General features: G+C 67.0%; 11 protein-coding genes. 5 read left to right on the top strand and 6 right to left on the bottom strand.

Annotated features, from left to right (window positions below; genetic code table 11):
- Nucleotides 1-125: 125 nt before the first annotated feature.
- Nucleotides 126-1,517 (top strand): NorM family multidrug efflux MATE transporter, encoded by a 1,392-nt coding sequence (locus RTK35_RS07685; protein ID WP_222900666.1) that lies wholly within the window; start codon nucleotides 126-128, stop codon nucleotides 1,515-1,517.
- A gap of 3 nt (nucleotides 1,518-1,520) precedes the next feature.
- Here RTK35_RS07685 and RTK35_RS07680 read toward each other — a convergent pair whose 3' ends face one another.
- Nucleotides 1,521-3,194, bottom strand: coding sequence for a putative bifunctional diguanylate cyclase/phosphodiesterase (locus RTK35_RS07680; protein ID WP_208273368.1), 1,674 nt, complete (start codon nucleotides 3,192-3,194; stop codon nucleotides 1,521-1,523).
- A 281-nt stretch (nucleotides 3,195-3,475) separates the two neighbouring features.
- Here RTK35_RS07680 and rep point away from each other — a divergent pair, with 281 nt between their 5' ends.
- Together rep and RTK35_RS07670 are read left to right on the top strand one after the other, a co-directional pair.
- Nucleotides 3,476-5,488, top strand: coding sequence for a DNA helicase Rep (gene rep / locus RTK35_RS07675; protein ID WP_044400749.1), 2,013 nt, complete (start codon nucleotides 3,476-3,478; stop codon nucleotides 5,486-5,488).
- Between the two features lie 115 nt (nucleotides 5,489-5,603).
- Nucleotides 5,604-6,176 carry a xanthine phosphoribosyltransferase gene (locus tag RTK35_RS07670; RefSeq protein ID WP_107329317.1) on the top strand — a complete coding sequence of 191 codons (573 nt, stop codon included), beginning with the start codon at nucleotides 5,604-5,606 and terminating at the stop codon, nucleotides 6,174-6,176.
- 110 nt (nucleotides 6,177-6,286) lie between these two features.
- On the opposite strand, the gene RTK35_RS07665 is transcribed toward RTK35_RS07670, so the two are convergent.
- The 5 genes from RTK35_RS07665 to dadA form a co-directional block, all read right to left on the bottom strand.
- Nucleotides 6,287-6,709 carry a c-type cytochrome gene (locus tag RTK35_RS07665; protein ID WP_044400744.1) on the bottom strand — a complete coding sequence of 141 codons (423 nt, stop codon included), beginning with the start codon at nucleotides 6,707-6,709 and terminating at the stop codon, nucleotides 6,287-6,289.
- Nucleotides 6,710-6,836: 127 nt separating this feature from the next.
- Nucleotides 6,837-7,385, bottom strand: a complete 549-nt coding sequence (locus tag RTK35_RS07660) for a cupin domain-containing protein (protein ID WP_044400741.1) — start codon at nucleotides 7,383-7,385, stop codon at nucleotides 6,837-6,839.
- Between the two features lie 184 nt (nucleotides 7,386-7,569).
- The gene (alr, locus tag RTK35_RS07655) at nucleotides 7,570-8,640 is read right to left on the bottom strand and encodes an alanine racemase (RefSeq protein ID WP_316907724.1); all 1,071 of its coding nucleotides are present in this window, start codon (nucleotides 8,638-8,640) and stop codon (nucleotides 7,570-7,572) included.
- 60 nt (nucleotides 8,641-8,700) lie between these two features.
- Nucleotides 8,701-9,054 (bottom strand): RidA family protein, encoded by a 354-nt coding sequence (locus tag RTK35_RS07650; protein ID WP_044400736.1) that lies wholly within the window; start codon nucleotides 9,052-9,054, stop codon nucleotides 8,701-8,703.
- On the bottom strand, nucleotides 9,029-10,327 hold the full coding sequence (gene dadA / locus RTK35_RS07645; protein WP_316907723.1) for a D-amino acid dehydrogenase: 1,299 nt from the start codon (nucleotides 10,325-10,327) through the stop codon (nucleotides 9,029-9,031). Before dadA ends, RTK35_RS07650 begins: the two co-directional genes overlap by 26 nt.
- 156 nt (nucleotides 10,328-10,483) lie before the next feature.
- Between dadA and dadR the strand changes: the two genes are divergently transcribed.
- Nucleotides 10,484-10,972 carry a transcriptional regulator DadR gene (gene dadR, locus RTK35_RS07640; RefSeq protein ID WP_044400730.1) on the top strand — a complete coding sequence of 163 codons (489 nt, stop codon included), beginning with the start codon at nucleotides 10,484-10,486 and terminating at the stop codon, nucleotides 10,970-10,972.
- Between the two features lie 114 nt (nucleotides 10,973-11,086).
- A complete protein-coding gene (locus tag RTK35_RS07635; protein ID WP_316907722.1) occupies nucleotides 11,087-12,418 on the top strand; it encodes an FAD-binding oxidoreductase in 1,332 nt (443 codons plus the stop codon).
- Nucleotide 12,419: the final 1 nt, after the last annotated feature.

The raw sequence follows: 12,419 nt of genomic DNA, 5'->3' as shown, positions 1-12,419 counted from the left end.
GCATGAGTCAGAGTCATGGAAGGGATCATTTTTTTCCTTTTGTGGCGGGGCTTCAAGGCCTGGGAGAATTCGCCGCATCAGGGCCGCCCGCCTGGCGTCTCTCCCCTCCGTGGTGATCATTACTCATGCCTGCATCCCTCCGGCCGGAACTCCTGGCCATCCTCCGCCTTGCCGGCCCGCTGATCGCCGCGCAACTGGCCAATGTGCTGATGGTGTTCACCGACACGGTGATGATGGGCCTGCTGGGCCCGGCCGAACTGGCTGCCGGCGGCCTGGGGGCGGCGAGCTATTCCTTCGTCTCGATCTTCTGCGTGGGGGTGATCGCCGCCGTGGGCAACCTGGTGGCGATCCGCCACGGCGCCGGGGACGTGGCCGGTGCCGCGCGGCTGACCCAGGCCGGCATGTGGCTGGGCTGGGGCCTGGCCCTGGCGGCCGGGCTGCTGCTGTGGAACCTGGCGCCGCTGCTGCGGGTGTTCGGCCAGGAGGCGCACAACATCGAGGGCGCCATGCAGTTCCTCTCCACCCTGGTGTTCGCGCTGCCCGGCTACATGACCTTCATGGCCCTGCGCGGCTTCACCAGCGCCATCGGGCGGCCCGGCCCGGTGATGGCCATCAGCATCGGCGGGGCGCTGGCCAACTTCGCGCTCAACTATGTGCTGATCCACGGCTGGTTCGGCCTGCCCCGGCTGGGCCTGGCGGGCATCGGCCTGATCACCGCGCTGGTGATGACCGCCATGGCGCTGCTGCTGGCCTGGCACGTGACGCGCCACCCGGCCTATGCCGCCTACTCGCTGCGCCACGGCCTGCTGCAGCCGCGCCTGGACGACCTGCGCGAGCTGCTGCGCCTGGGCCTGCCCATCGGCGGCACCTATGCGGTGGAGTCCGGCCTGTTCGCCTTCGCTGCGCTGTGCATGGGAGCCCTGGGCAGCCAGGCGCTGGCCGCGCACCAGGTGGCGATCATGTCGGTGTACGTGGCCTTCATGGTGCCGGTGGGCATCTCCTACGCGGTGACCTTCCGCATCGGCCAGCACTTCGGAGCCGGCCGCCTGGAGGACGCACGCCGCGCCGGGCGGCTGGGCATCGGCCTGGGCGCCGGTTGCATGCTGAGCTTCGCCGCGCTGTTCTGGCTGGCGCCGGAGTGGGTGGTGGGGCTGTTCCTGGAACGTGGCAACGCCGAGTTCGAAGCGGTGGTGCAGATGGCCGTGGGCCTGCTGGCGATCGCCGCCTGGTTCGAGCTGTTCGACGGCATCCAGACCATCGCCATGGGCGCCATCCGGGGGCTGAAGGATGCCAAGACCACCTTCCTGGTCGGCCTCGGCTGCTACTGGCTGGTGGGCGCCCCGGCGGCCTGGCTGCTGGCCTTCCACTTCGGCTGGGGCCCGCAGGGCGTGTGGTGGGGGCTGGCCTCGGGCCTGGCCTGCGCGGCGCTGGGGCTGACCCTGGGCTTCGAGTTCAAGACCCGCCGCCTGTTGCGCGGCGAGCCGGCGGTTGCCGTCCGGGCCTCGGTGGCGACCTGAGGCTCAGCCCTCGGGCTGGCCGAGGGCCGGCTGGCGCACGCCGAACACCAGGAAGCGCGCCAGCTCCACCAGCGGCAGGGGCTTGCTGATCCAGTAGCCCTGCACCTGGTCGCAGCCGAACTGCCGCAGCAGGGCGAGCTGGTCGGTGTTCTCGACGCCTTCGGCCACCACTTCGAGCTTGAGGTTGTGCGCCAGGTTGATCATGGCCCGCACCAGTTGCTGGTTCTCCGGGCGCGTCTGCATGCCGCCGACGAAGCTCTTGTCGATCTTCAGCAGGGTGATGGGCAGGCTGTTGAGGTGGACGAAGGAGGAGAAGCCGGTGCCGAAGTCGTCTAGGGAGAAGCGCACGCCCACCTTGCCCAGTGCCTGCATGGTGGTGAGCACCTGCTCGCTGCGGCGCATGACGGCGGTCTCGGTCAGTTCGAACTCCAGCCAGCGGGCGTCCACGCCGCGCTCGTCGATGAGGCGGGTGAGGGTGGGCAGCAGTTGGCTGTCCTGGAACTGGCGGAACGACAGGTTCACCGCCATGTGCAAGGCCGGCAGGCCGCGCCCGCGCAGCCACTGCATGTCGCGCAGGGCCCGGGCGATGACCCAGTAGCCCAGCGGCACGATCAGCCCGCTCTGCTCGGCCAGGGGCACGAACTCGCTGGGCGCCAGCAGGCCGCGCTCGGCGTGGCGCCAGCGCACCAGGGCTTCGAGGCCAACGATGCGGCCGGTCTTCAGGCACAGGCGCGGCTGGTAGTGCAGCTCCAGTTCGTCCCGGCGCAGGGCCCGGCGCAGCTCGCCTTCCAGGTCGGCAAGGCTGCGGGCGCCCCGGTTGAGGTGCGCGTCGAAGAGGTGGAAGGTGCAGCCCTGGGCGCCCTTGGCCTGCTGCATGGCGATGTGGGCGTGCCACATCAGCGGGTCGGCGCCTTCGTCCGGGCGGGCATGGGCCAGGCCCAGGCTGCAGCCGATCAGCAGGCTCTCGCCATCGACCCAGAAGGGCTCGCCGAGGGCCTCCATCAGGCGCGAGGCCAGGCGCTCGGCGCGTTGCGGGTCGCGACGGGTGTCCAGCAGCAGGGCGAATTCGTCGCTGCCCAGGCGGGCGACCTGGTCACCGGGGGACAGCTCGGCCTTGAGCCGCGCCACCACCTGCAGGATCAGCCGGTCGCCGGCCTGGTAGCCAAGGGCATCGTTGGCGTGGCGGAAGTTGTCCAGGTCGAGGTGGCCGAGGGTCAGGCCGGTGCCGCCGTATTCCACCAGCCGCGCGGCCAGGAGGGTCTGGAAGCCCTGGCGGTTGGCAATGCCGGTGAGCGGGTCCTGCTCGGCCAGGCCCTGCAGAGTGCCCTGCATCCGCTGGCGTTCGCCGAGGTAGCGCAGGCAGCGGCGCAGCAGGTCCAGGTCGAGGCGCTCGCGCGGCAGCCAGTCATGGACGCCGGCGGGCAGCTCACCCGGGTCCTGCTCCAGCAGCAGCACGGTGGGCAGGTGGCAGCGGCCGGGCATGGGCAACAGTTCGGCGGTGCAGAAGAGGATGCCTTCGGTGCCGTCGTCGAACAGGCTCGAGGCGGCTTCCCAGGTGGGGGCGGTGATCAGGAGGTAATCCGGCCCGAGGGCCTCGAACAGCGGGCGAACCCCTTCCGCCCAGCCAGGCGTGTCCGCCAGCAGCAACAGGTGCAGGGGCTTCGCGAGCGCAGACAATCTGACCTCCCCAGGTCACAAGAAGCAGTGGCGCCAGGCGCCTGTTCGCGTCGTAGTCGACGTCGTTTTATTCGTGCACTACCGGCACGTTGTTGGCTCACCGGGCTCGAATGAGATCGCCTCTCAGACCCAGGTGCCGGAACAATCGTACTGGAAGTGTGGAAATAGCCAAGTCGCAACCTGCCCCAAAGGGGGGCTGGATCACACTGTGGAACGGACTTCGGCATGCCCGGCGGGGTTTGGTAGAATGCGCGGCCATTCCCTTCCCCCGTACAGCCCGCATGTCCCGACTCAACCCCCGGCAGCAGGAAGCCGTGAACTACGTCGGCGGCCCGCTCCTGGTGCTCGCCGGTGCCGGTTCCGGCAAGACCAGCGTGATCACCCGCAAGATCGCCTACCTCGTCCAGCAGTGCGGCATCCGCGCCCAGCACATCGTCGCCGTGACCTTCACCAACAAGGCCGCCCGCGAGATGAAGGAGCGCGTCAGCAGCCTGCTGCGCGGTGCCGAAGGCCGTGGGCTGACGGTGTCCACCTTCCACAACCTGGGCCTGAACATCATCCGCAAGGAGCACGCGCGGCTGGGCTACAAGCCGGGGTTCTCGATCTTCGACGAGACGGACATCAAGGCGCTGCTGTCGGACATCATGCAGAAGGAGTACTCCGGCGACGACGGCGTCGACGAGATCAAGAACTGCATCGGCAACTGGAAGAACGACCTGGTGCTGCCCGAGGAGGCCCTGGCCAACGCGCGCAACCCCAAGGAGCAGACCGCGGCCATCGTCTACCTGCACTACCAGCGCACGCTGAAGGCCTACAACGCGGTGGACTTCGACGACCTGATCCTGCTGCCGGTGAAGCTCTTCCAGGACAACCCGGACATCCTCGAAAAGTGGCAGTACCGGGTGCGCTACATGCTGGTGGACGAGTACCAGGACACCAACGCCAGCCAGTACCTGCTGGTGAAGCTGCTGGTGCAGCACCGCGCGCAGTTCACCGTGGTGGGCGACGACGACCAGTCGATCTACGCCTGGCGCGGCGCGCGGCCGGAGAACCTGATGCAGCTGAAGGAGGATTTCCCCTCCCTCAAGGTGGTGATGCTGGAGCAGAACTACCGCTCCACCAGCCGCATCCTCAAGTGCGCCAACGTGCTGATCGCCAACAACCCCCACGTGTTCGAGAAGCAGCTGTGGAGCGAGATGGGCGTGGGCGACCCGATCCGGGTGATCCGCTGCCGCAACGAAGACGCCGAGGCCGAGCGCATCGCCATGGAGATCCTCACCCTGCACCTGCGCACCCAGCGGCCCTACAGCGACTTCGCCATCCTCTACCGGGGCAACCACCAGGCCAAGCTGATGGAGCTGAAGCTGCAGCACCACCAGATTCCCTACCGGCTCTCGGGCGGCACCAGCTTCTTCGGGCGCCAGGAAGTGAAGGACCTGATGTCCTACTTCCGTCTGCTGGTGAACCCGGACGACGACAACGCCTTCCTGCGGGTGATCAACGTGCCGCGCCGGGAGATCGGCTCCACCACCCTGGAGAAGCTCGGCAACTACGCCACCGAGCGGAAGATCTCGATGTACGCCGCCGCCGACGAGATCGGCCTGGCCGAGCACCTGGACAGCCGCTACACCGAGCGCCTGCAGCGCTTCAAGCGCTTCATGGACAAGGTCCGCCAACAGTGCGCCGAGAGCGACCCGATCGCCGCCCTGCGCAGCATGGTGATGGACATCGACTACGAGAACTGGATCCGCCAGAACGCCTCCAGCGACAAGGTCGCCGACTTCCGCATGGGCAACGTGTGGTTCCTCGTGGATGCGCTGAAGAACACCCTCGAGCGCGACGAGGAAGGCGGCATGACCATCGAGGAAGCCATCGCCAAGCTGGTGCTGCGCGACATGCTCGAACGCCAGCAGGAGGAGGAAGAGGGCGCCGAGGGGGTGCAGATGATGACCCTGCACGCGTCCAAGGGCCTGGAGTTCCCCTACGTGTTCATCATGGGCGTGGAGGAAGACATCCTCCCGCACCGCTCCAGCATCGAGGCCGACACCATCGAGGAAGAGCGCCGCCTGGCCTACGTGGGCATCACCCGCGCCCGGCAGAACCTGGCGATGACCTTCGCCGCCAAGCGCAAGCAGTACGGCGAGATCATCGACTGCTCACCCAGCCGCTTCCTCGACGAGCTGCCGCCGGAAGACCTGGAGTGGGAAGGCATGGACGACACGCCGACCGAGGTGAAGGCGGTGCGTGGCAACACGGCGCTGGCAGACATCCGGGCGATGCTGAAGAAGCCCTGACCGGGCCTGAGGAGAAGTCTGACCGAACGGCCAGAAGGGCATCGCGCGATGGCCCCTGGCCAAGGTAGAATACGCCGCTTCATCAGCGACAGCCGCTTCGCAGGAAGCCCCTCCCGTGGACATTCTCAAAGAAAAGATCCTTTCCGAAGGCATCGTGCTTTCCGACCAGGTGCTCAAGGTCGACGCCTTCCTCAATCACCAGATCGACCCCAAGCTCATGCAGTTCATCGGCCATGAGTTCGCCGAGCGCTTCCGCGGCCAAGGCATCACCAAGATCGTCACCATCGAGGCTTCGGGCATCGCCCCGGCCGTGATGGCCGGCCTCGAGCTGGGCGTGCCGGTGATCTTCGCGCGCAAGTTCCAGTCGCTGACGCTGAAGAACGACCTGCTGATCTCCAAGGTGTTCTCCTTCACCAAGCAGACCGAGAGCACCATCGCCATCTCCGCCAAGCACCTGACGGCCGCCGACCATGTGCTGGTGATCGATGACTTCCTCGCCAACGGCCACGCGGCCAAGGCGCTGATCGATCTGATCGGCCAGGCGGGCGCGAGCATCGCCGGCCTCGGCATCGTCATCGAGAAGTCCTTCCAGGACGGGCGCCGCCTGCTGGAGGAAGAGGGTTACCGCATCGAGTCGCTGGCTCGTGTGGCCTCCCTCGCGGACGGCCAGGTCAGCTTCATCGACTGACCCGTTGCCGGGCCCGAACACCTCGGGCCCGGCGGCACTGCGACAACGAGTCGCACCGCGCAGGCACAAAAAAGCCGCCCTCGGGCGGCTTTTTCGATGCTTCGCGACGCTTACAGGCCGGACATCTTCTTGATGGTGGCTTTCAGCTCGTCGTCGGTGCAGTCGGCGCAGGTGCCCTTCGGCGGCATGGCGTTGATGCCGGTGATGGCCTTGGCCAGGATGCCGTCGAGGCCGCCCTGGTGGTCTGCACGCTCTTTCCAGGCTGCGGTGTCACCGATCTTCGGTGCACCCAGCACGCCAGCGGTGTGGCAGGCGCCACAGTGCTTGGCGATGATGTCGTCCGGCGTACGTGCGCCGCCGCCTGCAGCCGCTGCCACGGCGCCGACACCCTTGCATTCCTGACCCTGCACGCAGACCTCGCCCACCGGCTTGATGCGCTCGGCGATGGCGTCGTCGGTCGCGGCCTGGGCGCTAACTGCCCACAGGGCCAATACGGCAACATGCGCTGCCAGCATCTTATTTATCAGGTTCACCCTTTCACCCTCATCGTGGCTAGATACGCCCGCGGCCACGGTTTCGCGAGCGGGCGCAAGTATAACGTCATGGCCGTCTGGCCGAAACAACCCAACGCGTCGCAGGGATATCGGCGGCAGCGGTCTTTCAGAAGTTTGCCGGAGTGGTCGCGCTGATCAGGCGAGCCGGCAGGTCGAACGGATTGCGGAAGCGGTGCGGACGGCTGCTTTCGAAGTAGTAGCTGTCGCCCGGTTCGAGGATGTACACGTCGTTGCCGACGGTCAGTTCGAGACGCCCTTCGACCAGCATGCCGGCCTCTTCGCCCTCGTGGGCGTACATCTCGTCACCGGTGTCGGTGCCCGGCGGGTAGGTCTCGTCGAGGAAGGCGATGGCGCGGCTGGGATGGGCCTTGCCCACCAGCTTCATGGTGATGGCGCCACTGCAGATGTCGGTGAGTTCGGAGGCCCGATAGACCACCTGGGTCTGGTTGTCCTGTTCCAGGTCGAGGGAAAAGAACTCCACCAGCGACATGGGGATGCCCCCGAGCACCTTCTTCAGCGAACTGATGGAGGGGCTGACGCTGTTCTTCTCGATCATGGAAATCGTGCTGTTGGTAACGCCTGCACGTTTGGCGAGTTCACGCTGGGAAAGGCCTTTGAGCTTGCGGATAGCTTGCAGTCGAACACCGACGTCCAATGCTGGGATCCTCCTCTGGATTCTTGTTAGGGGGGCTTGGTGCGCGCAATCATGCGGCTAGCGTTCAGTATTTACAACACTTCGGCCGTCAATACTGCGCAAAAAAACGAACCCCCTGGGAAATCCCAGGAAAATCAGGAAGTTGGCAAGCAACCGGTGGTCCGCAGGCCCCGCCGGGCGAGGCTTAGCGCTCGCTCAGGGGGACCCGGCGCAGGTTGCAGAAGATCTGGTAGGGAATGGTCCCGGCGTGCATCGCCACCTCGGCAGCGGATACCTGGTTGCCCCACAGTTCGACACGGCTGCCGAGGCCGGCCTGGGGCAGGTCGGTGAGGTCGACGGTGAGCATGTCCATGGAGACCCGGCCGATCAGCCGCGAGGGCTGGCCATCAATGGCCACCGGCGTGCCGGTGGGCGCGTGGCGCGGATAGCCATCGGCATACCCCATGGCCACCACGCCGACCCGGGTCGGCCGTTCGGTGACGAAGCGCGCGCCATAGCCCACCGGTTGCCCGGCCGGGAGTTCACGCACGCTGATGACCTTGGACTCCAGGGTCATCACCGGCTTGAGGCGGTCGGCCAGGGGATGCGCCTGCTCGAAGGGGGTGGCGCCGTAGAGCATGATGCCGGGGCGCACCCAGTCACTGGGAACCTGGGGCCAGCCCAGCAGGGCCGGCGAGTTGCGCAGGCTGACTTCCGCCTCGATACCGGCGCGGGCCTGCTGGAACACGGCGACCTGCTGGGCGCAGCTGTCGCTGTCCAGTTCGTCGGCACGGGCGAAGTGGCTCATCAGCACCACCTTGGCCGCCTTGCCACTGGCCAGCAGGCGCTGGTGGGCGTCGCGGAACTCGGCGGGGTGGAAGCCCACCCGGTGCATCCCGGAGTCCATCTTCAGCCAGAAGGTCAGCGGCCGGGCGAGGGTCGCTCGCTCCACCGCCTCCAGCTGCCAGGGAGCATGCAGGACGCACCAGAAATCATGCTGTTCGATCAGCGGCAGCTCGTCGGCCTCGAAGAAGCCTTCGAGCAGCAGGATCGGCGCGCGGATGCCCGCTTCACGCAGGGCCAGCGCTTCTTCGATGCACGCCACGGCGAACCCGTCGGCCTCGGCCTCCAGGGCACGGGCGCAGCGGACGGCGCCATGTCCGTAGGCATCGGCCTTGACCACCGCCAGTGCGCGGGCACCGGAGGCTTCACCACGGGCGAGACGGTAGTTGTGGCGCAGCGCTTCGAGGTCGATGAGGGCACGGGCGGGACGCATGGCGGGCACTTCTTCTGGTTATGGAAAAAACCCGGCTCGGGCGCCGGGCTGAGGAATGGGTCAGGGCAGGGCGGCGACGACGGTCATCTCCACCAGCACCTCGGGGGAATACATCCGGGCCTCGACACAGGCGCGGGCCGGGGCGGCGCCCTTCGGCAGCCAGGCATCCCAGATCGCGTTCATGGCGGCGTAGTCGGCCGCCATGTCCTTGAGGTAGATGGTCACCGAGAGCAGGTGGCTCTTGTCGGTACCGGCCTCGGCTAGCAGCTTGTCGATGCTGGCGAGGGTCTCGCGGGTCTGCTGGCCGATTCCGGCGCTGAGCTTCTCGTCAAGCTGGCCGGCCAGGTAGACCGTGCCGTTGTGGATGACGATTTCGCTGTAGCGGGTTTCAGTGTGCAGTCGCTGGATTGGCATTGCTCGAGGTCTCCTTGGAATTGCCGTAGCGGAAGATGTCCAGGCCTTCGGCGCTGATCTGCGGACGCTTGCGCGCCATCAGGTCCGCCAGCAGGCGGCCGGAACCGCAGGCCATGGTCCAGCCAAGGGTACCGTGTCCGGTATTGAGGAACAGGTTGCGGTACGGCGTGGCCCCGACGATGGGGGTGCCGTCCGGGGTCGCCGGGCGCAGGCCGGTCCAGAACTCGGCCTTGGCCACGTCGCCACCTTCCGGATAGAGGTCGGTGGTGATCATCTCCAGGGTCTCGCGACGGCGCGGGTTCAGCGACAGGTCGAAGCCGGCGATCTCCGCCATACCGCCGACGCGGATGCGGTCGTCGAAGCGGGTGATGGCGACCTTGTAGGTCTCGTCCAGGATGGTCGAGGTCGGGGCCATGGCACCGTTGGTGATCGGCACGGTCAGCGAGTAGCCCTTGAGCGGGTACACCGGGGCCTTGATACCCAGCGGCTTGAGCAGTTGCGGGCTGTAGCTGCCGAGGGCGAGCACATAGCGGTCGGCGGTTTCCAGCTTGCCGTCGATCCACACGCCGTTGATGCGGTCGCCGGCGAAGTCCAGACGCTGGATGTCCTGGCCGAAGCGGAACTCGACCCCCAGCTGCACGGCCATCTCGGCCAGGCGGGTGGTGAACATCTGGCAGTCGCCGGTCTGGTCGTTGGGCAGGCGCAAGGCGCCGGCGAGCTTGTGCTTGACGTTGGCCAGGGCCGGCTCGACGCGGGCGATGCCATCGCGGTCGAGGATCTCGTAGGGCACGCCGGAACGCTCGAGGACGGCGATGTCCTTGGCGGCGGCGTCGACCTGGGCCTGGGTACGGAACAGCTGGGTGGTGCCGAGCTGGCGGCCCTCATAGGCGATGCCGGTTTCGGCGCGCAGCTCGTCGAGGCAGTCGCGGCTGTACTCGGACAGGCGCACCATGCGCTCCTTGTTCACCGCATAGCGGGACGCGGTACAGTTGCGCAGCATCTGCGCCATCCACAGGTACTGGTCCAGGCTGCCGGTGGCCTTGATGGCCAGGGGCGCGTGGCGCTGCATCAGCCACTTGATGGCCTTGAGCGGCACGCCGGGGGCGGCCCAGGGGGATGCGTAGCCAGGCGAGACCTGGCCTGCGTTGGCGAAGGAGGTTTCCATGGCGACGGCCGGCTGACGGTCCACCACCACCACCTCGAAGCCTTCCCGGGCCAGATAGTAGGCACTCGCGGTACCAATCACGCCGCTGCCCAGCACCATTACTCGCATGTCTGCCTCCACCGCGACGGCCTTGCCGGCGCGTTTGTTATTTTGAGCGTAGATGTCGGCAGTATAAGAAGGCGTGACCAGTGATATTCACTATATAGCCAGCTATATTTGGCGATAATTCTTGGCAATATCGGCTTTTGCGGAGGGGCATCCACCATGAGAACCCAGCATCAATCGCGTCGTGAGCTGGACAAGATAGACCGGAATATTTTACGCATCCTCCAGGAGGACGGCCGCATCTCCTTCACCGAGCTGGGCGAGCGGGTGGGGCTGTCCACCACGCCCTGCACCGAGCGCGTCCGCCGCCTGGAGCGCGAGGGGATCATCATGGGCTACAACGCCCGGCTGAACCCGCAGCACCTCAAGGCCAGCCTGCTGGTGTTCGTCGAGATCAGCCTGGACTACAAGTCCGGCGACACCTTCGAGGAGTTCCGCCGCGCCGTGCTCAAGCTGCCCCACGTGCTCGAATGCCACTTGGTGTCCGGCGACTTCGACTACCTGGTGAAGGCCCGCATCAACGAGATGGCCTCCTACCGCAAGCTGCTGGGGGACATCCTCCTCAAGCTGCCCCACGTCCGCGAATCCAAGTCCTACATCGTGATGGAAGAGGTGAAGGAAACCCTCAGCCTGCCCATTCCCGACTGAGCCGATCCTTGCCCCGGGGGCACAGGGATTTTTCCCGAAGTCCCCTTGGCGCATGGAGAGGGGCCTGCCTATCCTGCGTCGCTTTTTTCAAACACAAGAATCAGGATTGCGCCCATGAACGCCCGCGTTCGCCAACCGGTCCACAGCGACCGCCACGCCCCCTCCTACTACGCCGCCACCGCCAACCGCCAACTGGCCTACCCGCCCCTGCAGGGCGAGGTCCGGGCCGACGTGTGCATCGTCGGCGGGGGATTCTCCGGCCTCAACACCGCCATCGAACTGGCCCGCCGCGGCATTTCGGTGGTCCTGCTGGAGGCCCGCCAGGTGGGCTGGGGCGCCAGCGGGCGCAATGGCGGCCAGTTGATCCGGGGCGTCGGCCATGACGTCGACCACTTCGCGCCGGTGATCGGCGCCGAAGGCGTGCGTGCCCTCAAGCTGATGGGCCTGGAAGCCGTGGAACTGGTGCGCCAGCGGGTGGACGAGTTCGCCATCAACTGCGACCTGACCTGGGGTTACTGCGACCTGGCCAACACGACCCGTGACTTCGCCGGCTTCGCCGAGGACATGGAGGAGCTGCGCGGACTCGGTTATCGCCACGAGATGAAGCTGGTGCAACCCGGTGACATGCGCAGCGTGGTGGGGTCCGACCGCTATGCCGGCGGGCTCATCGACATGGGCTCGGGCCACCTGCACCCGCTCAACCTCGCCCTGGGCGAAGCGGCGGCGGCCACCTCCCTGGGCGTGCGGATATTCGAACACTCCGCTGCCACGCGCATCGACCACGGCCCCGAGGTGACGGTGCACACCGCCAGCGGCCAGGTGAAGGCCGCCACCCTGGTGCTGGGCTGCAACGCCTACATCAACGACCTCGACCCGACCCTGGGCGGCAAGGTGCTCCCGGCCGGCAGCTACATCATCGCCACCGAGCCGCTGCCCGAAGACCTGGCGCGGCAGCTGCTGCCGCAGAACATGGCGGTCTGCGACCAGCGCGTGGCCCTGGACTACTACCGCCTTTCCGCCGACCGCCGCCTGCTGTTCGGCGGCGCCTGCCACTACTCCGGGCGTGATCCGGCGGACATCGCTGCCTACATGCAGCCGAAGATGCTGGCGACCTTCCCCCAGTTGGCCGACGTACGCATCGACTACCAGTGGGGCGGCATGATCGGCATCGGTGCCAACCGCCTGCCGCAGATCGGCCGACGGCCCGAACACCCGAACGTCTACTTCGCCCAGGCCTACTCGGGCCACGGGGTGAACGCCACCCACCTGGCGGGCAAGCTGCTGGCGGAAGCCATCTGCGGCGAGCAGGGCAGCGGCTTCGAGGTGTTCGCCAAGGTGCCCCACATCACTTTCCCCGGCGGCAAGCTGCTGCGCTCGCCGCTGCTGGCGCTGGGGATGCTCTGGTACCGCCTGCGCGAGACGCTGGGCAACAGCCTGGCGCGCTGAC

The organism is Pseudomonas sp. zfem003, from assembly GCF_032621675.1.
Classification (GTDB): Bacteria; Pseudomonadota; Gammaproteobacteria; order Pseudomonadales; family Pseudomonadaceae; genus Metapseudomonas; species Metapseudomonas otitidis.
The sequence above is the reverse complement of the archived record's forward strand: the minus strand, read 5'-3'. Positions and strand labels throughout refer to the sequence as shown.

Coding starts and splice junctions, on each gene's coding strand:
- RTK35_RS07685 (WP_222900666.1), top strand. CDS start 126: ATGCCTGCATCCCTCCGGCCGGAACTCCTGGCCATCCTCCGCCTTGCC.
- rep (WP_044400749.1), top strand. CDS start 3,476: ATGTCCCGACTCAACCCCCGGCAGCAGGAAGCCGTGAACTACGTCGGC.
- alr (WP_316907724.1), bottom strand. CDS start 8,640: ATGCGTCCCGCCCGTGCCCTCATCGACCTCGAAGCGCTGCGCCACAAC.
- RTK35_RS07650 (WP_044400736.1), bottom strand. CDS start 9,054: ATGCCAATCCAGCGACTGCACACTGAAACCCGCTACAGCGAAATCGTC.
- dadA (WP_316907723.1), bottom strand. CDS start 10,327: ATGCGAGTAATGGTGCTGGGCAGCGGCGTGATTGGTACCGCGAGTGCC.
- dadR (WP_044400730.1), top strand. CDS start 10,484: ATGAGAACCCAGCATCAATCGCGTCGTGAGCTGGACAAGATAGACCGG.
- RTK35_RS07635 (WP_316907722.1), top strand. CDS start 11,087: ATGAACGCCCGCGTTCGCCAACCGGTCCACAGCGACCGCCACGCCCCC.